Source organism: Streptomyces sp. NPDC087906 (assembly GCF_055584925.1).
This window is the reverse complement of record NZ_JBVJLC010000002.1, coordinates 213,517-234,701: the sequence shown is the minus strand read 5'-3', so window position 1 is coordinate 234,701 and position 21,185 is coordinate 213,517. Positions and strand designations below refer to the sequence as shown.

19 protein-coding genes are annotated in these 21,185 nt (G+C 72.4%); 12 read left to right on the top strand and 7 right to left on the bottom strand.

Going from position 1 to position 21,185, the window contains the following annotated elements:
• Positions 1–35: 35 nt before the first annotated feature.
• Genes ACZ63I_RS06350 through ACZ63I_RS06330 form a run of 5 tightly spaced genes read right to left on the bottom strand, consistent with a single transcriptional unit; the run spans position 36 to position 5,102 of the window.
• Positions 36–1,244: a CaiB/BaiF CoA transferase family protein gene (locus ACZ63I_RS06350; protein ID WP_469335922.1), complete on the bottom strand. Its 1,209-nt coding sequence runs from the start codon at positions 1,242–1,244 to the stop codon at positions 36–38.
• Positions 1,241–2,569 (bottom strand): multidrug effflux MFS transporter, encoded by a 1,329-nt coding sequence (locus ACZ63I_RS06345; RefSeq protein WP_469335920.1) that lies wholly within the window; start codon positions 2,567–2,569, stop codon positions 1,241–1,243. The genes ACZ63I_RS06350 and ACZ63I_RS06345 overlap by 4 nt, the downstream gene beginning before the upstream one ends.
• A gap of 13 nt (positions 2,570–2,582) precedes the next feature.
• Positions 2,583–3,488: an SDR family oxidoreductase gene (locus tag ACZ63I_RS06340; protein WP_469335919.1), complete on the bottom strand. Its 906-nt coding sequence runs from the start codon at positions 3,486–3,488 to the stop codon at positions 2,583–2,585.
• 46 nt (positions 3,489–3,534) lie between these two features.
• A complete protein-coding gene (locus ACZ63I_RS06335) occupies positions 3,535–4,689 on the bottom strand; it encodes a thiolase family protein (RefSeq protein ID WP_469335917.1) in 1,155 nt (384 codons plus the stop codon).
• Complete coding sequence (locus ACZ63I_RS06330) at positions 4,686–5,102, bottom strand: Zn-ribbon domain-containing OB-fold protein (RefSeq protein ID WP_469335916.1); 417 nt, start codon at positions 5,100–5,102, stop codon at positions 4,686–4,688. The genes ACZ63I_RS06335 and ACZ63I_RS06330 overlap by 4 nt, the downstream gene beginning before the upstream one ends.
• A 140-nt stretch (positions 5,103–5,242) precedes the next feature.
• On the opposite strand from ACZ63I_RS06330, the gene ACZ63I_RS06325 reads away from it, so the two are divergent.
• The 5 genes from ACZ63I_RS06325 (at position 5,243) to ACZ63I_RS06305 (ending at position 10,887) form a co-directional block, all read left to right on the top strand.
• Positions 5,243–6,553, top strand: a complete 1,311-nt coding sequence (locus tag ACZ63I_RS06325; RefSeq protein ID WP_469335914.1) for a CoA transferase — start codon at positions 5,243–5,245, stop codon at positions 6,551–6,553.
• Positions 6,550–7,935, top strand: a complete 1,386-nt coding sequence (locus ACZ63I_RS06320) for an amidohydrolase family protein (RefSeq protein WP_469335912.1) — start codon at positions 6,550–6,552, stop codon at positions 7,933–7,935. Before ACZ63I_RS06325 ends, ACZ63I_RS06320 begins: the two co-directional genes overlap by 4 nt.
• Positions 7,936–8,059: 124 nt before the next feature.
• Positions 8,060–9,211, top strand: coding sequence for an amidohydrolase family protein (locus tag ACZ63I_RS06315; RefSeq protein ID WP_469335911.1), 1,152 nt, complete (start codon positions 8,060–8,062; stop codon positions 9,209–9,211).
• Positions 9,212–9,281: 70 nt separating this feature from the next.
• Positions 9,282–9,806 carry a DoxX family protein gene (locus ACZ63I_RS06310; RefSeq protein WP_469335909.1) on the top strand — a complete coding sequence of 175 codons (525 nt, stop codon included), beginning with the start codon at positions 9,282–9,284 and terminating at the stop codon, positions 9,804–9,806.
• Positions 9,807–9,816: 10 nt separating this feature from the next.
• Positions 9,817–10,887: an enoyl-CoA hydratase/isomerase family protein gene (locus tag ACZ63I_RS06305; RefSeq protein WP_469335907.1), complete on the top strand. Its 1,071-nt coding sequence runs from the start codon at positions 9,817–9,819 to the stop codon at positions 10,885–10,887.
• Between the two features lie 29 nt (positions 10,888–10,916).
• Here ACZ63I_RS06305 and ACZ63I_RS06300 read toward each other — a convergent pair whose 3' ends face one another.
• Together ACZ63I_RS06300 and ACZ63I_RS06295 are read right to left on the bottom strand one after the other, a co-directional pair.
• Positions 10,917–11,822, bottom strand: coding sequence for a VOC family protein (locus ACZ63I_RS06300; RefSeq protein ID WP_469335905.1), 906 nt, complete (start codon positions 11,820–11,822; stop codon positions 10,917–10,919).
• Positions 11,815–12,918, bottom strand: coding sequence for an MBL fold metallo-hydrolase (locus ACZ63I_RS06295; RefSeq protein ID WP_469335903.1), 1,104 nt, complete (start codon positions 12,916–12,918; stop codon positions 11,815–11,817). The genes ACZ63I_RS06300 and ACZ63I_RS06295 overlap by 8 nt, the downstream gene beginning before the upstream one ends.
• Before the next feature lie 137 nt (positions 12,919–13,055).
• On the opposite strand from ACZ63I_RS06295, the gene ACZ63I_RS06290 reads away from it, so the two are divergent.
• The 7 genes from ACZ63I_RS06290 (at position 13,056) to ACZ63I_RS06260 (ending at position 21,165) form a co-directional block, all read left to right on the top strand.
• Positions 13,056–14,246 (top strand): MFS transporter, encoded by a 1,191-nt coding sequence (locus ACZ63I_RS06290; RefSeq protein ID WP_469335902.1) that lies wholly within the window; start codon positions 13,056–13,058, stop codon positions 14,244–14,246.
• A 6-nt stretch (positions 14,247–14,252) separates the two neighbouring features.
• Positions 14,253–15,290, top strand: a complete 1,038-nt coding sequence (locus tag ACZ63I_RS06285) for an LLM class F420-dependent oxidoreductase (RefSeq protein ID WP_469335900.1) — start codon at positions 14,253–14,255, stop codon at positions 15,288–15,290.
• Between the two features lie 166 nt (positions 15,291–15,456).
• Positions 15,457–16,413, top strand: coding sequence for a DUF2889 domain-containing protein (locus ACZ63I_RS06280; RefSeq protein ID WP_469335898.1), 957 nt, complete (start codon positions 15,457–15,459; stop codon positions 16,411–16,413).
• A complete protein-coding gene (locus tag ACZ63I_RS06275) occupies positions 16,413–17,534 on the top strand; it encodes an acyl-CoA dehydrogenase family protein (RefSeq protein ID WP_469335897.1) in 1,122 nt (373 codons plus the stop codon). Before ACZ63I_RS06280 ends, ACZ63I_RS06275 begins: the two co-directional genes overlap by 1 nt.
• A gap of 31 nt (positions 17,535–17,565) precedes the next feature.
• On the top strand, positions 17,566–18,669 hold the full coding sequence (locus ACZ63I_RS06270) for an acyl-CoA dehydrogenase family protein (protein ID WP_469335895.1): 1,104 nt from the start codon (positions 17,566–17,568) through the stop codon (positions 18,667–18,669).
• On the top strand, positions 18,666–19,862 hold the full coding sequence (locus tag ACZ63I_RS06265) for a thiolase family protein (RefSeq protein ID WP_469335893.1): 1,197 nt from the start codon (positions 18,666–18,668) through the stop codon (positions 19,860–19,862). Before ACZ63I_RS06270 ends, ACZ63I_RS06265 begins: the two co-directional genes overlap by 4 nt.
• 82 nt (positions 19,863–19,944) lie before the next feature.
• Positions 19,945–21,165 carry a CaiB/BaiF CoA transferase family protein gene (locus tag ACZ63I_RS06260; RefSeq protein WP_469335891.1) on the top strand — a complete coding sequence of 407 codons (1,221 nt, stop codon included), beginning with the start codon at positions 19,945–19,947 and terminating at the stop codon, positions 21,163–21,165.
• Positions 21,166–21,185: the final 20 nt, after the last annotated feature.

The following is a 21,185-nucleotide window of genomic DNA, read 5'->3' as shown; positions in this document are numbered from 1 at the left end:
CGGGCGGGATGAGGCGGATCACGGGACTACGGGACTTACGCGACGACACCCGCCGAGCGGTAGCGGGCCACGGCCGCCTCGTCGTAACCGGCCGCCGTGAGCACCTCGGCGGTGTGCTCGCCGAACTCCGGTGCGGGCTCGGGCCGGTCGGCCACCTCGTCGAACATCACCGGCGGTGTCACCAGCGACAGCGGTCCTTGCGGGTACTCGACATCGGCGATCAGCCCGTTCGCCACCACCTGCGGGTCGTCGTGCAGTTCACGGGGTGTCTGGATCGGCGCCCACACCCCGCGCAGGGTGAGCAGGATCTTGCCCCACTCCTCGTACGTCCTGGCGGCGAACACCTCGTCCAGCACACCCACCAGCACGGCGCTGTTCGCCGCCCGGTCGGCCGTCGTCGCGAACCGCGGATCCTCGGGCAGGTCGGCCCTGCCGATGTGGCGGCAGAAGTCGAGCCACTCGTTCTGCCGGTCGCCCAGCATCGACAGGCACAGGAAACGGCCGTCGCCGGTGCGGTAGGTGCCGCTCGCCCAGTGGATGTCCTCGCGGGCGGGCCGGGCGGTGAACACCTGCTCCTCCGGCGGGAATTTGCTGCTGATGACGGCAGGCCCGTTGAACCAGAGCGCCGAGCCGAGCAGCGAGGAGTCCACCACCGGCGCCGTGCCGGTACGTTCGCGCTGCAGCAGCGCGGCGCTGATGCCGCCCGCCAGCACCAGACCGGACATCCCGTCGCCGTGTCCCACCATGCCGGTGGGCCGTTCGGCGCCGGTCACACCCATCGTCGTCGCGGACAGCGACCCGCGGCCCCACCAGGTCGCGCCGTCGTACCCGCCCCTGCCGGACTCGGGGCCCAGCGGCCCGTTGCCGCTGCCCTTCGCGTAGATGATGTCCGGGTTGACCGCACGGATCTGGTCGACGTCGAACCCCAGCTTCTGCCGGGTCGCCGGCAGGAAGCTGGTCAGGAACACATCGGCGTCCTCGACCAGCCGGTGCAGGATCGCCCGCCCCTCCGCGTCGGCGAGGTTGAGCGCGATACCGCGTTTGCCCCGGTTGTAGTGCTTGAACATCCAGTGGGCGCCGCCCGCTTCGAGCGAGCCGCCGGAGAACAGCCGCATCGGGTCGGGCGACGACGGATTCTCGATATGGATGACATCGGCCCCCCAGCCGGCCAGTACGGCGCCGGCCGAGGGGCAGAACGCCCACAGGGTCAGGTCCAGGACACGAATTCCGGCGAGTGGTTTCACACGGGTCTCCGATCGTTGTCGTTGTGAACGTCGTTGTGAACACCGTCGTGGGCGTCGGTGTGGTCGTCGTCGTGGGTACCGTGGTCGAGGGTGTCGGTGTGGACTCCGGCCGCAGCGCCCCCGCGGCCGGCCGTGAGCAGCGCCGCCACCAGCGCGGCGACCCCGCAGCCCGTCATGATCAGCGCCATCGGCACCTGGGTGGACCTCCCGAAGGCGCCGACCAGCGGCGCCGTGGCGGCGCCCACCCCGAACTGGGTGAAGCCGAGCAGCGCCGACGCCGTACCGGCGTGTTCCCGCGGGCCCGCCATGGCGACGGCCGATCCGTTGGGCAGTGCCAGACCCACCGGCGCGACGGCCAGCAGCAGGGTCGGTACGACCACCGGCAGCCCCGCCCCGGCCAATGTGCCCAGCAGCAGCCCGGCGCAGCCGAGCGTGCAGCAGACCGTGGCGGCCACCAGCAGCACCGGCGGCGGGTAGCGCGTGCTCAGTGCCGAGGAGAGCCGGCTCATCGCGATGATGCCCAGCGCGTTGAGGCCGAAGACCAGCGCGTACATCTGCTGGGTGAGATGGAAGGTCTGCTGGAACACGAAGGACGATCCGGCGATGTACGTGAACATGGCGCCGGTGGTGAACGCGCTGCTCAGCACGGCCCCCACGAACCGCCGGTCGCCGAGCAGCGCGGGCAGTACGCGCCCGGTGCCGGGCCGCCGCGCGGCGGTCGCCCGCTCGACGGCGGGCCGGGTCTCGGGTACGACCCGGTGGCAGGAGACGAGCAGGACGAGCGCGAACACGGTCATCGCGGCGAACAGCCCCCGCCAGTCCGTGCCGAGCAGCAGCAGCGAACCGAGGAAGGGCGCCAGGATCGGGGCGAGCCCCATCACCAGCATGAGCCGCGACAGTACGGCGACCACGGCGGCGCCGTCGTACAGATCCCGCACGACCGCACGGGAGATGACCAGCCCGGCCGCCCCGCTGAGCCCCTGCACCGCGCGCGCCACCATCAGCGCGGGGACGGTCGGGGCGAGCGCGCAGGCCAGGGAGGACAGCACGAACAGGGTGAGACCGATGAGCAGCGGCCTGCGCCGCCCGTACCGGTCGCTGAGGGGACCCGCCACCACCTGGCCGACGCCGAGCCCGACCAGACAGGTCGTCAGGGTCAACTGCACCGCTGACGTGGTCGCGTCGGCCTCGTCGGCGAGCCGGGGCAGTGCGGGCAGATAGAGGTCGGTGGCGAGCGGGCCGATGGCCGACAGGCCGCTGAGCACCAGGATCAGGCTCAGCGGCGCCGCCGGCCGGGCCGGGCCGCCGGTCCGGCTGCGGAACACGCGTCGGCCGCCGTCAGTAGGGCTTGTTGAGGGTGAACTCGACATCGGCGAAGCGCGCGGCGTCCTTGCGCAGCTCCTCGATCGTCCAGCGGTGGTCCGTCTCGATCGAGTCGACGATCGCCCACGGCTGGAAGAGGTGCACCGAGCCGCCGCGCACGAAGAACGAACGGCCGGCCAACGGGCAGTCGGCCGTTGCCAGATACGCGACGAACGGGGCGATGTTGGCGGGGTCGTCCTCGTCGAAGACGCCGTCGGCCGCGCGCTCCTCGTACTGCTCCGCGGCGCCGGGTACGGTCATGGTGAGCCGGGTCCTGGCGGCGGGCGCCACGGCGTTGCAGCGCACTCCGTACCGTTCCAGCTCCAGTTGGAGGATGCTGGTGAAGCTGGCGATCCCGCTCTTGGCCGCGCCGTAGTTCGCCTGCCCCACGTTGCCGAACAGACCTGAGGTGGACGTGGTGTTGACCAGGGCGGCCTGGCGCTGCCGGCCCGCCTTGGCCTCGGCCCGCCAGTAGCGGGCCGCCGCCCGGCTGGTGAGGAAGTGCCCGCGCAGATGGACGCGCATGACCGAGTCCCAGTCCTCCTCGGACATGTTGACGAGCATCCGGTCGCGCAGGATGCCCGCGTTGTTGACGAGGATGTCGAGCCCGCCGAAGGCTTCGACCGCGCTGTCCACGAGCCGCCGCGCGCCGTCGGCGTCGGCGACGTCGTCCGTACTGGCCAGCGCAGCGCCGCCGTCGGCGGTGATCTCGTCCACGACCTGCTGGGCCGGGCCGGTGTCCGACCCCTGTCCGTCGCCCGCTCCGCCGAGGTCGTTGACGACGACGCTCGCCCCTTCGGCCGCCAGCAGCAGGGCCTCCTCGCGGCCGATGCCGCGGCCCGCCCCGGTCACCACGGCGACGCGTCCTTCGAGTGCCCGCATGGTGCTCCCTCCTTGAATGTGGTTCCAGGTCATCGGGTGTCGCGAGTCATCGGGTGAGGACCATCGCGCCGCACTGCGGGCCGTGCGCGTTGGCCACCACCGCCACATGCGGGTCGGGCACCTGCCGGCTGCCGCAGTCGCCGCGCAACTGCTCGACGGCCTCGTTGAGGAACGCGAGACCGTGCAGCCGGCCCGCCGCGAGCTGCCCGCCGTTGGTGTTGAGCGGCAGATCGCCGCCGGGGCCGATCCGCTTGCCCGAGTCGACCCACTCGCCGAACTCGCCGATCCCGCAGAAGCCGAGCGCCTCGACCCAGGACATGGTGATGTGGGTGAACCCGTCGTACAGCTCGGCCACATCGACGTCGGCAGCCGTCACCGACGCGTTCTCCCAGAGGTGTTGGGCGCAGCCGATCGTGCCGCCGAACACGAAGTCGTCGGTGAACGTCCAGTCGGGGCGCGAGCCGGTGCCGAAGGCGACCGCGTCGACCGTCACCGGTACGCCGGCCAGGTCGCGGGCCCGCTCGGCGGTGGTGATGACGGTGGCGCAGACACCGGTGACCGGGTAGTCGCAGTCGTACAGCCGCAGCGGTTCGGCGACGAAGCGCGAGTCGAGGTAGTCGTCCATGGTGAGCCGCGTCCTGAGCACGGCGCGCTCGTTCATCGCCGCCCACTTGCGGGCGTTGACCGCGATCCAGCCGTAGTCCTCCTCGCTGCCGCCGTACTCCGCCAGCCTGCGGAACTTCTTCATCCCGATCGCCGGGATGATCCCGCCGAAGTCCCCGTAGGGCGTCTGGAACTGGGCGGGGCCGCTCGCGGGCGGCGCCACGACCGTGCCGGACTGCTGGCCCCACTCGCGGTCGACGGACCGGTAGACCAGCGCCGTCTCGCACACCCCGGACTCCACCGCGGCGACCGCGCTCATCGCCGCGGCGAGCCCGGAGGGACCCGTACCGCCGATGTCCGCGTACGCCTTCAGGTCCTCGATGCCGAGCAGCCGCTGCATCAGGGTCGCGTTCTGCGTGCCCATGCCCGGGTACTCGAAGATCGCGTCGACCTGCGACGTGGCGAGCCCCGCGTCGTCCAGGGCGCCGAGGCAGGCGTCCACGGCGAGCGGCCGGGTGTCGACCCCGAGCGCGCGGTGCACGGTCGAGTAGCCGACCCCGACGACGGTCGCGGTGCGTCCGGTGCGTTCCGTACTCATGCGTGCTCTCCTCGGACCGGTCGGAACTGCGGGATCGCGCCGTCGCCGCGCTGCTCGAAGGTGACCTCCAGCGGCTGGCCCGCCGTGAGCCCCGCCGGGTCCGCTTCGACGATGTTGGTCAGCAGCCGCACGCCGGGTGCGTCGTCGAGATCGACGAGCGCCACGGTGTACGGGACGGAGTCGGCGAAGTCCGGGTGGAACGCCTGGTGCAGGACCGTCTTCGCGTAGAGCGAGCCCCGGCCGCTGACCGGCGTCGGTGTCAGCTCACGCGCCTGACAGCTCTCGCACACCGGCGACGGCGGGTACTGGAAGCGCAGGCAACTGTCACAGCGCTGGACGAGCAGCTCCCCACGAGCGGCGCCCTCCCAATGGAAGGCACTGAACTGGTCAGGGATCGGGACGGGTTTGCCCATGGCTGTCTCCGCTCGCTCAAGGCTTTATCGACAGCAACACGGTACTGCTTACGGTAAAAAAGTCTATAGGCGTGAACAGGTCGGAACGCCCCTCGCACAACACTGCCGGCAACGGGTGTGCCGGACGTACGATCAGCCGCATGCTGCTCGAAGGGCGGTGTTACACCGTCGCCGACCGGAGCCGGGCCACCCGCCGGGCGTGCCGACTGCTCCAGCTCCTCGGTGCGCGCCCCGCACCCACCGGAGCGGACGGCCCGCGCCTTGCCCTGCCGGCCGGGCGGGAGGGGTCGGTGGCGGCGCGATGGGCGGCGTCCGGACTGCTCGGTCTGGCCACCGCCGAGCGCCCTGCGGCCTCGCTGCCGTCGTCGGTCGACGTGGTCACGGCAGCGGACGGAGCCGCCCACGCGTACACGGCCCTCGCCGGCGCGCTCGGCCGTACGGTCCGGCTCGACGGGGCCGCGCTGCTGGGGGAGCGGGCGGCTGCGGCCGGCCTCGCCGCGCGGCGCGCCGCGTCCGTGGGCGGCGGCACCCGCATGCTGCGGTGCGCCGACGGCTGGGTGGCGCTCGGGCTGCGCAGGGACGCCGACCGGGAGCTGGTGCCCGCCCTGCTCGGCCGGGAGTCGGCCGGCGACTGGGCCGACATCGCCCGCCGGGCGGCGGTGACACCGTGGGACGAGTTCGTCGGCCGGGCCCAACTGCTCGGGCTCTCCGCCGCCGGGGTCCGGCCGCCCGCCGCCGTCCCCGCGCCGTGGACGATCACCCCGGCGGGACGGCTGCCGGGCGCGGACGGCCCGCCGCTCGTCGTCGACCTCGCCGCGCTCTGGGCGGGACCGCTCGCGGCGTCACTGCTCGGCGCGGCAGGCGCGCGGGTCGTCAAGGTCGAGACCCCGCAGCGCCCTGACGGCGCGCGGCGCGGCCCCCGGCGCTTCTACGACCTGCTCAACGCGGGCAAGGAGAGCGCGGTGTGCGCCCCGGGCGATCCGCTGCTCGCGCGGCTGCTGGAGCGCGCCGACGTGGTGGTGACCTCGGCCCGTCCGCGCGCGCTGGAACAGCTCGGCTGGACCCCGTGCGGCGACCAGACCTGGGTCACCGTCACCGGCTACGGATGGACGGGACCACGGCGGGACTGGGTCGCCTTCGGCGACGAAGCCGCCGTAGCGGCGGGCATCCACAGCGGCCCCGCGCGGGAACCCGAGTTCTGCGCCGACGCGGTCGCCGACCCGCTCACCGGACTGCACGCCGCCGTCGCCGCGTTGGCGAGCCTGGTGTCGGGGGTGGCGGCCCACGTCGACATCAGCCTCTTCCAGGTCGGCGCCCATGCCGCCGCCGAACTGAGCGGTCCCGTACCGGAAGTGGCCGGCGCCGACGCGCTGCCCCCGCGGGCGCGTACGCCGGTGGCGCGGGCCGCCGCGTCCGGCGCCGACACCGCGCGGCTGGCGGCCGAGCTGTGACCGGCAGGCTGCTGTTCGAGCGGGTGGAGGTGGCCGGCCGTCCCGGGCGGTACGTGCTGGTGGCGGACGGCCGCGTCCGGTCGGTCTCCGGCACCAGGCCCCCGGGCGCCGCAGGAGCGACCGTCGTGGACGGTGCGGGCGGCGCGCTGCTCACCGGGCTCAACGACCACCATCTGCACCTCTTCGCGACCGCGGCTGCGACCGCCCCCGGCGCGGTGCCGCTGGACGGGGACGACGTACGGGACGCGGCGGACGTCGCGGCCACGCTCCGCTCGGCGGCGGCGGCCGTCGCCGCACCGGGCGGTTGGGTACGGGCGACCGGTTACGACGACGACCGCGCGGGGCCGCTCACCGCGCCCGTACTCGACCGGATGCTGGGGGAGTTCGCGGACCGGCCGGTCCGCGTCCAGCACCGCAGCGGACACGCGTGGATCCTCAACTCGGCGGCGATGCGGCTGCTCGGGGTGGCCCCGCCGGACGGCGTCCTGCTCGACGCCGACGACATCCTGCGCGGCACACCGGGCGACGGCTTCCCCGCGCTCACCGCGCTCAGCCGACGGCTCGCCGCGTACGGGATCACCGGGGTCACCGACGCGGGCGTCAACAACGGGCCCGCCGAACTGGCCGAGCTGCGCAGGGCCGCCCGCGCGGGCGAACTGGCGCAGCGCTGCCTGGTGATGGGCGGCCCCGGGCTCGACACGGCGGATGCGGGCGGTCTGGTCACCGTGGGCCCCCGCAAGATCGTGCTGGCCGACCACCGGCTGCCCGCCCTCGACGAACTGGTCGGCGAGATACGGGCCGCAGGCCCGCGCGGGGTCGCCGTGCACGCCGTCACCCTCGCGTCGCTGCTGCTGGCCGTCACGGCGGTGTCCGCCGCCGGCGGCCGGCACCGGATCGAGCACGCGTCGGTCGCGCCGCCGCCCGCCGTCGCCGCGGTGGCACGCGCGGGGGCCCGGGTGGTCACCCAGCCGGGCTTCGTCCCCGCGCACGGCGACCGCTATCTGCGTACGGTCGACCCCGCCGACCTGCCGTGGCTGTACCGGCTGCGCGGCTGGCTCGACGCGGGCGTACCGGTGGCGGCGGGCAGCGACGCGCCGTACGGTCCCGTCGATCCGTGGGCGGTGATGCGCGCGGCGACCGACCGCCGCACCGCCTACGGCCGGCCCTTCGGCCCCGGCGAGGCCCTCACCCCGGAAGAGGCCCTGCGCCTGTTCACCGCCCCGCCGACCGACCCCGGCCGCCCCGCCGGGAGCGGCCCGGTCCCGGGCGCCCCGGCCGACCTCTGCCTGCTGCGGGTGAACTGGGCGGAGGCGCGGCGGGAGTTGACCGCCGGGCTGGTCGCCGCCGCCTTCGTCGCCGGCCGCCCGGTGCGGACCGACTGAGGGCGTCCTAAGAAATACCGTGCACGCCTGGTGACTTTCCTCGCCCGCCATGCCTACCGTAAGCACTACCGCAGGGCTTCCTATAGTCACTGCCCCGGCAGCAATTTGTATTCGGAGGAGGCCAATGCTCCCCAAGGACGCGCAGATCATCTCGGTCGACGATCACGTCATAGAGCACCCCCGTGTCTGGCTGGACAGGCTGCCCAGCAAGTACGCGGACGTCGCTCCCCGTATCAACCGCCTCCCGGACGGCAACGACGCCTGGATCTACGAGGGCGCGGTCGCCGGCAACTTCGCGCTCAACGCCGTCGCGGGCAAGAATCCCAAGGACTACGGCCTGGATCCGCGAAGTTACGACGACATGCTGCCGGGCTGTCACGACCTCCAGGAACGGCTCAAGGACATGGACGCCGAAGGCGTCTGGGCCCAGCTCTGCTTCCCGAACATGGGCGGCTTCGCCGGCAGTGTCTTCGCCAAGTCCAAGGACAAGGCACTCGCCAACGAGTGTGTGAAGGCGTACAACGACTTCATCCTCGACGAGTGGTGCGGCGGCGCCCCCGAGCGCCAGATCCCGCTCATGCTGACCCCGTACTGGGACGTCGAGGCGACGGTCGCCGAGATCCACCGTACGGCGGCCAAGGGCGCCCGCTCCGTCACGTTCCCCGAACTGCCCGACCGGCTCGGCCTGCCGTCCTGGCACAGCGACCACTGGGACCCGGTACTCGCCGCCGCCCAGGAGACCGGGCTGCCGCTGTCGCTGCACTTCGGCTCCGGCGGCTCACCGCAGGCGTCACCGGAGGCGCAGACCACCAACTTCACCGTGGCCATCTCGCTCTTCGGCCTCAACTCGATGAGCGCGACGGCGGAGTTGCTGCTCTCGCCGGTCTTCCACAAGTTCCCGAATCTGAAGATGGCGCTGTCCGAGGGCGGCATCGGCTGGATGCCGTACATGATCGAGCGGATCGACTACGTCTGGGAGCGGCACCGCTGGTACAACAACGTCAACCGTGACGTGCGCCCGTCGGAGCTGTTCAAGGACCACCTCTACGGCTGCTTCATCTCCGACAACGCGGGCATCCACGGCCGGCATCTGATCGGTGTCGACAACATCATGTTCGAGAGCGACTATCCGCACTCGGACAGTCAGTGGCCGCACACGCGCAAGGTCCTGGAGAGCGCGCTCGCCGACGTCCCCGACGACGAGGCGCACAAGATGGTCGAGTGGAACGCGCGCAAGTTGTACAACTTCCCGCGCGCGGGATCCGCTGCCGCCTGACGTCAACACCCCGCTCCTGCCGCGCTGTCCGAGGCGGCAGGAGCTTCGGCGTAATCCTAGGGAGACTGCCATGACAGCCATCGACGTCGGACTGCTGCTCATCCGGCTGGTGCTCGGGGCGACGATGCTCATGCACGCCTGGAACCACTGGTTCGGCGGCGGCGGGATCGCGGGCACGGCAGGCTGGTTCGAGGGGCTCGGCCTCAGGCCGGGCCGGGTGCACGCCTGGGCCAGTGTGGCGGCCGAACTGGCCGCGGGATGCGGCCTGATACTCGGTCTGCTGACACCGTTCGCCTGCGCCGCCGCGATCGGCACCATGTCGGTCGCCGGGATCGTCGCCCACCGGAAGAACGGCTTCTTCGTCTTCCGCGACGGATACGAGTACGTCCTGATGATCGCGGTGACCGGTGCGGCCCTCGCACTGACAGGTCCCGGCCGCGCCTCGCTGGACCACGGCTTCGGCATCGTGCTCGACGGAGGTGTCGGACTGCTCGTCGCCGCCGTCGGCGGCCTGGGCGGTACGGCGCTGCTGCTCGCTACGAGCTGGCGCCCCGACCGCGAACCGGCGCGCGAGCCTTCCTCGACCGGCAGTTGAGGCCCCCGCCATGCACCGGATCACGGTCCGGCAGGCCGCCGAGGCGTGCTACGGCAGCGGTACGGGAGCCGTCGGGCTGGACGGCAGCGGCCGGGTCGACCACCCGCTGACCGTGCTGGATCTCGACACACCGGCCGACCGGGGAACTGCGGCGGTGGTCGCGGCGGTCGGTGGTGGCGCCGGGGTCGTGGTGGGTGTCACCCGGCGGCCCGAGCGTGTCCCCGACGCCCTGCTCGACGCGGTCACCCTGACACTGGCGCCGTCGGTACCGGGGCCCGGGACACCACGCGATCCGCGGCTCGTCCCCTGCCAGGACGTCGAGGCGGAGCTGAACCGCCTCGCCACCGCCGTCGAGCGCCATCCGGCCGCGAGTGCCGTGCTCTGCCAAGTGCTGAGCGCCGGGGCCCGGTTGCCCGTTGCCGACGCGCTGCGGCTGGAGTCCTTCGGGTACTCCACCCTGCTCGCGGGACCGGAGTTCGCCGACTGGCTCCAGCGGCGCGGTCCGCGTGCCGTTCCCGTACCGCCCGAGGACGTGGTCCTGGCCGAGCGCGCGGGCGACCGGCTGCTGATCACCCTGAACCATCCCGCCCGGCGCAACGCGTACTCGGCGGCGATGCGGGACGCGCTGGTCGGTGCGCTGGAAGTGGCTGTCGCCGACCCGTCCGTACGGGAGGTGCGACTGCGCGGCAACGGACCGGCGTTCTGCGCCGGCGGGGACCTGGCCGAGTTCGGCACGGCGCCCGACCCGGTGAGCGCGCACGTCATCAGGACCGGCCGCTCCGCCGCCGCGCTCCTCGCCCGGCTCTCCTCGCGTACCCAGGTACGGCTGCACGGCGGCTGCGTGGGGGCGGGCATCGAACTGCCCTCGTTCGCCGGGCGGGTGACCGCGGCTCCCGATGTGCTGATCCGGCTCCCGGAGGTCGCCATGGGGCTGATCCCCGGCGCCGGGGGTACGGTCGGGCTCTCCCGGCGGATCGGCCGCTGGCGCACTGCTGCGCTCGCCCTGACCGGAGCGTCGGTAGATGCGCAACAGGCTTTGGCCTGGGGCCTGGTGGACGCGGTCGAGCCCGCCGCCCGCTGACCCGGGCGGCGGGCTCGCGGTCCCGGTGGTCAGGGCAGGTCGGTCCACTCCAGCCGCAGCCCCAGGGTGCTCGCCGGGTCGGTCCACGCCCGGCCGCCCTCGCGGCCCAGCACACCCAGACCCTCGCGCTCCAACGTGGCGAGTGTGTCCGTCAGGTCGTCGACCACCAGACACATCGAATGCAGCCGCTCGCCGTGCTCGTCGAGAGCCGGCGCGTAGCGGCTGCGGCTGTCGCGCGGCGCCACCAGCCGGATCACCACATCGCCGACCCGCAGGTCGACGGTGTCCTCATGGTCCGGTTCTCCGGCGGCCGCGCCCCGTACCTCGGTCGCCGCCATCAGCGAACCGAGCAGCGCGGCGCCGCGCCGCGCGTCCCGTACGATCACCGTGAGCCGCGCGACGGCACGGACGTCGACCAGCGGGTCGGGGACCTTCGGCAGGGACCCGCCGTCCCGCGGGTCGTCGGTGAACTCGGTGTCGGACCACTCGGTGAGCAGCCCCGACGTGTCGGCCGGATGCATGAAGAAGTGCCGCCCCGGCAGATCGACACCGGTGACCCGGATGCCGCGCCGCCGCAACTGCGTCTCGGCGCCCCACAGATCGTCGACCGTCCAGGCCACCGAGTGCAGCCCGGCGCCATGCCGGGCGACATAGCGGCCGAGCGGCCCCTCGGTGTCGGTCGCGATGAGCAGGGCGAGCGGGATGCTGCCGAGCCAGAGCATGGTGGACGTGGCCCCGGACTCCAGCGAGGCGTCCGTTCCCGGCGGATGCATGGGCAGTCCGTGGACCTGGCGGATCGGTGTGTCCAGCGGCCGGGCGCCGAGGACGGTACGCAGCCACTCGTCCATGTGCTGGGCCGCGTCGGAGGCGATGGCCAGCCGGTGGAAGTACCCGGGACGGACAACAGGCGGCAGGGGGGTCTTTGCGTCACTCATCGACATCGTCCCGCCCCTCGTTCCCGTCCTCGCGTACGCGCCACGCGTCCACGTCGCCGCCGCTGTCACTGATCAGGCCGCGCCGCTCCAGGTGGACGAGATGGGCGTACGCCTCACCGATCGCCGAGCGGCGGATGATGCCCAGTGTCTCCGCCCAGGGGCGGCTCCAGCTCAGCCGCTCGGCGACCTCGACCGTGCTGGCGCCGGGCTGCGCTTCGAGCGCGCGCAGCACCTCGCGCAGCCGTGCCTCGTGGTGCAGTTGGAGCCCGCGCACCCGCTCGCGCAGTCCGGCGAACCGGTATTCGTGCGCGGGCAGCACCTCTTCGACGTCGAAGCCGGTGAGCAGATCGAGGGACGCCAGATACTCGCCGAGTGTGTCGGTGTGCACCGAGGGCGAGGGACTGATGTTGGGAGTGATACGGGGCAGCACGTGGTCGCCGGTGAGCAGCAGACCGCGTTCGCCGTCGTGGAAGCACAGATGGCCCGGAGTGTGTCCCGGCGTCCAGACGGCCGTGAGATCGACACCGGGGAGCGGTTTGCTGCGGTCCTCGATGAGGACGTCAGGCTCCGCCAGTCGCTCCCGGAACATGTCGTCGCTCCCGGCGGGCGCCGTGGCCCGCGGGCCTGATCCGCCCAGCGGAGCGCCGCCGCGCCGGCGCAGCCAGGCCGCCTCCGCCGTCCGGTAGCCGTCGGGTTCGCTGTAGGAGCTGATCAGCCGGGCGTCGGCCTCGTGCATGCCGATCCAGGCGCCGGACGCCTCGCGCAGCCGGCGGGCGAGGCCGAAGTGGTCGGCGTGGCCGTGCGTGATGAGGATCGCCCGGACGTCGGTGACGTCCCAGCCGGTCTCCCGCAGCCCGGACACCAGTCCGTCCCAGCCGCGCTCGGTGGGCCAGCCGGTGTCGACGACGGCCACACCGCCGCGTATCTCGTAGACGTAACTGAGCACGTAGCGCAGTGGGTTGTCGGGGAACGGGGTGGGCACCGACCACAGCCCCTCCCGCACCCGCTCCACCGGTGGCAGCACCCTGTCCTGCCATGCCTGGTGCTGCAGTTTTCCCGTGACGACGATGTCAGGGGGATCGGCGGACGGCGTCATGTGCGGCTCCTTGAAGGGTCGTTGACTTCGGACCGAGTGGCTGCCACCATCTATCAAAAATAATACCGTACTCCTTACGGTATTGCGTGCCGCAGCACTGCGCGCGCCGACTCTGCCGGTGACAGAAGCGTGGAGATATGACAGCGACGGAGAGAGAACTGCCCGTGGGCATGGTCACCCCGAGCTTTGTCGGACTGCTCGCGGCCGCCATGTGCTTCTTCTTCGCCTACGGCATGACCATCCCGATCCTGCCGCCGTTCGTCAAAGACCAACTGCACGGCTCGGACCTGGTCGTGGGTGTGGTCATCGGGATCATGGCCGTGTCGTCGATCCTGATCAGGCCGTGGGTCGCGGCGCGGACCCTGTCCTGGGGCTCCCCGCGGCTCGTCCTGCTCGCGGGGCTCGTCGGGGCCGCCGCCTTCGCCTGCTACGGCATCGTGGGCGACACGGTCCAGCTCTCCGGACTGCGGCTGGTGACCGGCGCCGCGCAGGCCACCCTGCTGGTCGCGGCGATCACCAAGGTGACGGCCGAGGCGCCGCAGGACCGCCGCGGCGAGGCCATCAGCTACTTCTCGGTGGCGCCCTACCTCGGCATCGGCCTCGGCCCGGTGCTCGGTGAACCCCTGTACCAGCACTTCGGGTTCCGGCCGGCGTTCGCCGTCGCCGGTGTGATCGGTCTGATCGGCGCGGTGCCGATCCTCTTCGTCCCCAACACCCGGCAGCCCCGCCCCGCCGTGCCGGTACGGCGGAGCATCGTGCACAGGGCGGCGCTGTGGCCCGGCGCCGTGCTCGCCCTCGGCACGGTCGGCACCGTCGCCATGAGCGCCTTCATGCCGCTGTTCGTCTCCGACCTCGGGGCCTCGGGCACCCAGTGGATCTTCCTGTCGTACGCGGCGGTGGTGCTCCTCGTCAGGATCGTCGGCGGCAAGATCCCGGACACCATGGGCCCCGCCAGGACCGGTTGGCTGTCCACCGGGCTGATCTGCCTCGGCATGATCGGCTTTGCCGTGACCCCTTCGGTGCTCGGCATCTACGCGAGCCTGCTCCCGCTCGGGATCGGCATCGCCCTCCAGTACCCCGGGCTGCTGGCCCTGACCGTCAACCGGGTGCCCGAGGACGAACGGCCGCAGGCCGTCTCCACCTTCACCATGTTCTTCGACATATCCACCGGGCTCGGCGGACTCTTCGTCGGTGGGGTCGTCGCCGTCGGCGGCAACCGCAGCGCCTTCGCGGCATGCGCCGCCTGCGCGCTGCTCGGCCTGCTGTTCCTGCGGCTGTTCGTCCTCCGGCCGGTCACCGGTACGCCCGCGGCAACCGCAGAGGAGTGAGCCCCCATGGACCTGTCCATGACGCTGGACTACACACAGGACGTCGTCGCCCGGCTGCCCGGCATCCGCGATCTGGAGGCCGCAGGCCTCGACGCGCTGTGGGTGCAGGAGGGATACAGCTTCGACGCGGTGTCCGCCATCGGCTTCCTCGCCGCGCACACCAGCCGGATACGGCTCGGTACCGCCATCCTGAACGTGTACAGCCGCAGCCCCGCACTGCTCGCCATGACGGCGGCCGGCTGTGACCAGCTCAGCGGCGGCCGGTTCTGCCTGGGGCTCGGGGCTTCGGGGCCTCAGGTGGTCGAGGGCTTCCACGGCGTGCCGTACGAGCGGCCGTTGGCGCGGATCCGCGAGACGATCGACGTGTGCCGGACGGTGTGGCGCAGGGAACCGCTCAGCTATCAGGGCCGCAGTGTGGTCGTCCCGCTGCCGCCCGGCCGGGGGACCGGCCAGGGCGTACCGCTGAAACTCGTCAACCGCCCCCGCCGGGCGGACATCCCGGTGTACTGGGCCGCCCTCGGCGATCTGTCGGTCGCCGCGGCCGCCGAGACGGCCGACGGCTGGCTGCCGTTCTTCTTCGTGCCCGAGCGGGCCGGGCAGGCGTTCGGCGAGCCGCTCGCCCGCGGCGCCGCGCTGCGGGATCCGGCGCTCGGCCCGCTCGATGTGGTGGCCCCGGTCGACGTGGCGGTGGGAGAAGGACTCGACACCGAGGAACTGCTGCGGCCCGCCCGCGAGCGTATCGCCCTGTACGCGGGCGGTATGGGCTCGCGGACGTCGAACTTCTACCACACGCTGGCCTGCCGGATGGGCTGGGAGAAGGAGGCCGGGCTGATGCAGGACCTCTTCCTGGCAGGCAAGCGCGCCGAGGCGGCGGCCGCCGTACCGGCCGACTGGCTGGCGCTGGGAAACCTGGTCGGCCCCGAGGGCCACGTCGCCGAACGGCTCGCCGCGTTCGCCGCCGCGGGAGTGACGACGCTCGACATCCGGGTGGTGGGCGGCGCCGACCCGGTACGGACTGTGGACACACTGCGCCGCCTCATGTGAACAACAGCCCTCCGGGGCTGCGTTGTGAGGCCGGACCGTTGTCCCGGAACGGCTTCCGAGGTAGCCTACCGAAAGCTATTCGGTATCTATGACTATAAGGGGTCGGATGTCGGTGGGACCGAGCGCGGCCGGTGCTCCGCAGGGGACTTTGTCCACCGTTCGTGACGTGGCCGCGCGGCTGCCCGCGCGCCGCCCCTCGTCGGCGCGGCGCACCGTCGACCTGCGGATCGTGCCCGGCGGGGGCTGGGACGGCGGCCTGACGGTGGACGGCACGGCGCGCGACGCCCTGGTGGACGGGCGGGGCGCGCTGAGCGCCACCGCCTCGGCCCGTACGCGCGTCACACTCGACCGGAAGTCCGCGGTGACCGGCCTGTCCGGCACCCTGCCCGACGCCGTGGCAGCCGCGCTCGTCGGCAGACCGGCGGTCAGCGGCTTTCGCGCCCAGGTGCGCGCCGTCGACGCGAGCGAGCTGCACCCCGACTCGCTGCCTGCCGCGCTGCTCGACGACCTGCCGACGGTACGGCTGATCTCCGGATACGCCCGGATGATCGAGATGGACCACCGCCCCGGCCCACCGCCCGCGGCCCTGCTCGGCGTCTGCCGGGGCTGGGCCCCCGGCGACACCGCCCACCGCACCGCCCGCACCGGCGAGAAGCTGCTGGACCAGGCCCCGGCGGCGCCCCCGTTCGACGCACTGCTCGCCGCCCCTGACGACTTCCACCCGCAGACCCCTTCGCCGCCCAGCTCCATGCGCAGACGGCGCATCCTGGAAGTCGCACGCGACGGCGAACTCCTCGACATCTACGAGTACTTCAGAGACAGCCACGTCGACGCCACGGGCCGGGAGGGCTCGCTGCACGAGTACGAGGTGCGCGCGAGCGTCGACCCCGGCTCGCTCGTCGTCACCGGCATCTCCGTACGGCCCCGGGCGCTGCCGTTCCCCGAATGCCCGCTGGCCGCCCCCAACGCGGGCGCGCTGCGCGGCACTTCCCTGGACGACATCGAAGCCTCGGTGAAGAACCGGCTCTCCGGCACCCGCGGCTGCACCCATCTGAACGACGTCCTGCGCTTCCTGCGGTTCGTGCGACCCCTCGCCGACCGCCTGCCCCGAGGGGAGAACTGATGGAGCAACTCCTGCAAGAACTCGGCTCGTTCCTGGCGACCGAGGTGCCCCGGTTCCGCGAGAAGTGGCAGGACGGCGCCGACTCCTGGGAGGCGCGCTGCGACTGGCAGCGCACCATGGCCGCCGGCAAATGGGCGGCACCCGCCTGGAGCGAGGAGCACGGCGGCCGGGGCGCCGGCGTCGCCGAACTGCTGGCCGTCGAGGAGACCACGGCGAGCTGGGGCATGCCGGCGCTGCCCGGCATGCTCGGCCTGAAGAACGTGGGCCCGACGCTCGCCGTCTGGGGCACCGAGGAGCAGAAGCGGCACCTCCCGAGGATCCTGACCACCGACGACGTGTGGTGCCAGGGCTTCAGCGAGCCGGGCGCCGGCTCCGACCTGGCGGGGCTGCGCACCCGCGCCGTACGGGACGGGGACGACTTCGTCGTCAACGGCCAGAAGGTCTGGACGTCCAACGGCATGTACGCCACGCATATGGAACTGCTGGTGCGCACCGACCCCGAGGCGCCGAAGCACCAAGGCATTTCCGTACTGCTCGTCGCGATGGACACCCCGGGCATCGAGGTGCGGCCGATCCGGCAGATCAACGGGGAGGCCGAGTTCGCCGAGGTCTTCTTCACCGACGTACGGGTGCCCGTGACCGCTCTGCTCGGCCCGCTCAACGAGGGCTGGCGGGTCACCCGCACCACCCTCGGCCATGAGCGGTCCGGCGTCGCCATCTTCACCGCGCGGTTCGAGCGCCAGGTGCGCGAGCTGATCGCCGAGACCGTACGGGACGGCGGCGCCGCCTCCGTACCGCCCGCGCTCGTCGACCGGCTGACCGCCCTCTACGCCGAGGCCCGGGTGCTGGGGATGCTCAGCCGGCAGATGATGTCCCGCCTTGAGGCGGGCCAGGACCCGGGCCCCGAGCAGTCCGTGATCAAGCTGGCCTGGAGCGAAGCGCTCCAGCGCCTCGCCGAACTGCGCTTCCAGCTCGCGGGGTTGGACGCCGTCGCCGCTGAGGACGGCATCGAGGCGGGCGTCGAGTATCTGACCTCCCGGTCGGCGACCATCGCCGCCGGCACCTCGCAGATCGTCCGCAACATCCTGGCCGAACGCGTGCTCGGCCTGCCCCGCGGCTGAGGCCGGCCGTCCATCCGCCCTGGAGGGATCCATGCAAACCACCACACCCGACGAGCGCGAAGAGTTCCGCGGCGTCGTCCGGGGCTTCCTCGACCAGTGGTCGACGGAGTCCGAGGTACGACGCCTCGCCGCGGACCCCACCGGCCACGACCCGGAGGTCTGGCGGAAGCTGACGGGGGAGCTGGGACTCGGCGCCGTACTGGTCCCGGAGAGCGCAGGCGGGCAGGGGCTCTCGCCGGCCGAGATGGCCGTCGTACTGGAAGAGACCGGCCGCGCGCTGCTGTGCGCGCCCGTCCTCACCAGCGCCGCCGTCGCCACCGCCGCGCTCCTGCACGTACCGGACGGTTCGCTCAGCGGCCCGCTCCTCGCCGCACTCGCCTCCGGCGCCGTCGCCACGCTCGCCTCGGACGACGTCCACGGGCATGGCGCGACGGCGGAGGAGTCGGCGGCGGGCTGGCGGCTGACCGGCGCCAGGACCCATGTGCCGGACGCGCATATCGCGGCCCTGCTGCTCGTCCCCGTCACCACCGGCTCCACGACCCGGCTCTTCGCCGTCGACACCGCCGAAGCGGCCCCCGGCACCACCCCGCTCGCCGTACTGGACACCACCCGCAAGCAGTTCCGCGTCGACTTCTCCGACACCCCCGCCCAGCTCGTCGCCGACGACTTCGGCCCCGGCCTGCGGGCGGCCCTCGACACGGCGGCGATCATGGCCTGCGCCGAACTGCTCGGCGCCGCGGAGAAATGCCTGGAGCTGGCCGTCGCGTACGCGCTCGACCGCGAGCAGTTCGGAAAGCCCATCGGCAGCTTCCAGGCCGTCAAACACCTGCTGGCCGACTGCCTGGCCGCCGTGGAGCAGATGCGGGCGGCCGTCGGCGCCGCCGCCGCGCTCGCGGGACCGGGCGGCGACCCGGCGGAGCTGTCGGAGCTGGCCTCGGTCGTCAAGAGCTACTGCTCGGACGCGGCGCCCAAGGTCGCCGAGACCCTGATCCAGGTGCTCGGCGGTATCGGTTTCACCTGGGAGCATCCGGCCCATCTGTATCTGCGCCGTATCAAGTCCCTGGAAGTGATGTACGGCAGCGCCACCGAGCACCGCACCCGGCTGGCCCGCGCGCTGGACCTGGTGACGGCATGACGGGGCGGGAAGCGGTCATCGTCGGGGCCGTCCGCAGCCCGCTGGTCCGGGGGCGGGCGAACGGCGCTTTCGCCGGACTCCACCCCGTCGAGCTGCTGGCCCAGGTCATCGGCGCTCTCGTCGACACCCTCGGGGTCGACCCGGCGCATGTGGACGATGTGATCGGCGGCTGCGTCACGCAGATCGGCGAGCAGAGCACCAACATCACCCGCAGCGCCGTGCTGGCAGCGGGGTTCCCCGAGTCGGTGCCGGCGACGACGGTCGACCGGCAGTGCGGCTCCAGCCAGCAGGCCGTCTCCTTCGCCGCGCAGGGCATCGCGTCCGGCGCGTACGACCTCGCCATCGCCTGCGGTGTCGAGTCGATGAGCCGGACCCCGATGACCAGCAACATCGCGGGAGCCGACCCGTACGGACCGACGATCGCCGAGCGCTACGACGGCGGCCTGGTGCCGCAGGGCATCTCCGCCGAACTGGTCGCAGCCAAGTGGGGGATCAGCCGCGCCGCCCTGGACGAGTACGCCGTACGCTCGCACGCCCGCGCGGCCCAGGCCCAGGCGGACGGCAGACTCGGCCGGAGCGTCGTGCCGATCGCCGTGGGCGACGGCGAGCCGCCGGTGACCGCCGACAACGGCATCCGCGCCGACAGCGACGCGGCCCGACTCGGCGCGCTGCGCACCGTGTTCGACGACGAGACGTACGCGAGGCGGTTCCCGCAGATCGACTGGCGGGTCACGGCGGGCAACTCCTCGCAGATCAGCGACGGTGCCAGTGCCGTCCTGCTGGCGAGCAGGGAGCGCGCCGAACAACTGGGCCTGCGCCCGCGCGCCCGCGTCCACACGTCGGTCGCCGTCGGCGACGACCCGGTCATGATGCTGACCGCGATCGTCCCCGCGACCGCCAAGGTGCTCGGCAGGGCCGGTCTGGACATCCGTGACATCGACGCCTTCGAGGTCAACGAGGCTTTCGCCAGTGTGCCGCTGGCATGGCTGGCCGAGACCGGGGCCGACCCGCGGCGCGTCAACGCGCTCGGCGGCGCCATCGCCCTCGGCCATCCGCTCGGCGCCTCCGGCGCACGGCTGATGACCACACTCCTCGATGTGCTCGAAACCGGTGGCGGCCGCTACGGGCTGCAGACGATGTGCGAGGCGGGCGGGCTCGCCAACGCCACCGTCGTCGAGCGCCTCGACGGCTGACGTTCTCCCGGTGCACAGGTCTTGTCCGACCTTACCGATGGCTATACCGTAAGCATTACTATTGCGAGGGGAGATGAGGGACATGGCAGGCGTACTGCAAGGGGTCCGTGTCGTCGAAATCGCGTCGTGGACCTTCGTCCCGTCGACCGGCGCCGTGCTCGCCGACTGGGGCGCCGACGTCATCAAGGTCGAGGACGTACGCGGCGGCGACCCCGGACGGAGCCTGGTCATCTCGGGGCTGCGGCGCGACGAGGCCAAGGCCGACCGGGACTTCATGATGGAGATCGGCAACCGCGGCAAGCGCAGCATCGGAATCGACCTGCGCACCGAGAAGGGCCGGGAGATCCTGGCCAGACTCGTGAAGAAGGCCGACGTGTTCCTCACCAACTGGCTGCCCGAGGCGCGCGGCCGGCTGAAGATCGACGTGGCGGACATCCGGGCGATCAACCCCGACATCATCTACGCGCGCGGCTCGGGCCACGGCCCGCAGGGGCCGCAGGCCCACCAGGGCGGCTTCGACGCGGCCAGCTACATGGCACGCGGCAGTGTGGCCTTCGCGCTGACACCGCCGGAGAGCGGGCGGCCCATCGCGCAGACGCCCGCGTTCGGTGATCTGCCCAGCGGGATGACCCTGGCCGGCGGTATCGCGGGTGCCCTCTACCGCAGGCTGGCGACCGGCACACCGAGCGTGGTGGACGTCTCCCTGCTCGCCCAGGCGGTGTGGACGATGAGCCCCGACATCATGGCCGCCGAATTCTTCGGCGTCGAGCGCACGGCGATGACCGACTCCAGCCAGTCGCCCAACCCGGTGGTGCAGAAGTACCGCACCGGCGACGGGCGCTGGGTGCAGCTCGTCTTCCTCCAGCCGGACCGCTACTGGGCGCCGTTCGTCCGCCGGATCGGCCGGCCGGACCTCGCGGACGACGAGCGGTTCACCCCGTCCGCCAACCTCATCGCCAACTCCGCAGCGGCAACGGCCGAGTTGAACACCACCTTCGCCGAACACGACCTGGAGCACTGGACGAAGGTCCTCGCCGACGAAGAAGGCGTATGGGCGGTCGTCGCGTCGCCGCGCGACGTGCTCAGCGATCCGCAGGCCCTGGCGAACAACTACTTCATCGACAACGTCGACGAATCGGGCGCCGAGTACAAGATGGCCGGCAGCCCCGTGCAGTTCGACGAGACACCGCCGGCGCCCGCCCGCTCGCCCGAACACGGCGAGCACACCGAGGAGATCCTGCTCGAATCCGGCTACGGCTGGGCGGAGATCACCGAGGCGAAGGACTCCGGAGTCGTGCTGTGACCAGTCGCGCCGCGACCAAT

Bases quoted from the DNA above. Each gene is read 5' to 3' on its own strand.
- ACZ63I_RS06330 (WP_469335916.1), bottom strand. From the start codon at position 5,102: ATGGGCAAACCCGTCCCGATCCCTGACCAGTTCAGTGCCTTCCATTGG.
- ACZ63I_RS06290 (WP_469335902.1), top strand. From the start codon at position 13,056: ATGACAGCGACGGAGAGAGAACTGCCCGTGGGCATGGTCACCCCGAGC.
- ACZ63I_RS06270 (WP_469335895.1), top strand. From the start codon at position 17,566: ATGCAAACCACCACACCCGACGAGCGCGAAGAGTTCCGCGGCGTCGTC.
- ACZ63I_RS06285 (WP_469335900.1), top strand. From the start codon at position 14,253: ATGGACCTGTCCATGACGCTGGACTACACACAGGACGTCGTCGCCCGG.
- ACZ63I_RS06340 (WP_469335919.1), bottom strand. From the start codon at position 3,488: ATGCGGGCACTCGAAGGACGCGTCGCCGTGGTGACCGGGGCGGGCCGC.
- ACZ63I_RS06305 (WP_469335907.1), top strand. From the start codon at position 9,817: ATGCACCGGATCACGGTCCGGCAGGCCGCCGAGGCGTGCTACGGCAGC.
- ACZ63I_RS06300 (WP_469335905.1), bottom strand. From the start codon at position 11,822: ATGAGTGACGCAAAGACCCCCCTGCCGCCTGTTGTCCGTCCCGGGTAC.
- ACZ63I_RS06295 (WP_469335903.1), bottom strand. From the start codon at position 12,918: ATGACGCCGTCCGCCGATCCCCCTGACATCGTCGTCACGGGAAAACTG.
- ACZ63I_RS06275 (WP_469335897.1), top strand. From the start codon at position 16,413: ATGGAGCAACTCCTGCAAGAACTCGGCTCGTTCCTGGCGACCGAGGTG.
- ACZ63I_RS06265 (WP_469335893.1), top strand. From the start codon at position 18,666: ATGACGGGGCGGGAAGCGGTCATCGTCGGGGCCGTCCGCAGCCCGCTG.
- ACZ63I_RS06310 (WP_469335909.1), top strand. From the start codon at position 9,282: ATGACAGCCATCGACGTCGGACTGCTGCTCATCCGGCTGGTGCTCGGG.
- ACZ63I_RS06315 (WP_469335911.1), top strand. From the start codon at position 8,060: ATGCTCCCCAAGGACGCGCAGATCATCTCGGTCGACGATCACGTCATA.
- ACZ63I_RS06260 (WP_469335891.1), top strand. From the start codon at position 19,945: ATGGCAGGCGTACTGCAAGGGGTCCGTGTCGTCGAAATCGCGTCGTGG.
- ACZ63I_RS06325 (WP_469335914.1), top strand. From the start codon at position 5,243: ATGCTGCTCGAAGGGCGGTGTTACACCGTCGCCGACCGGAGCCGGGCC.
- ACZ63I_RS06335 (WP_469335917.1), bottom strand. From the start codon at position 4,689: ATGAGTACGGAACGCACCGGACGCACCGCGACCGTCGTCGGGGTCGGC.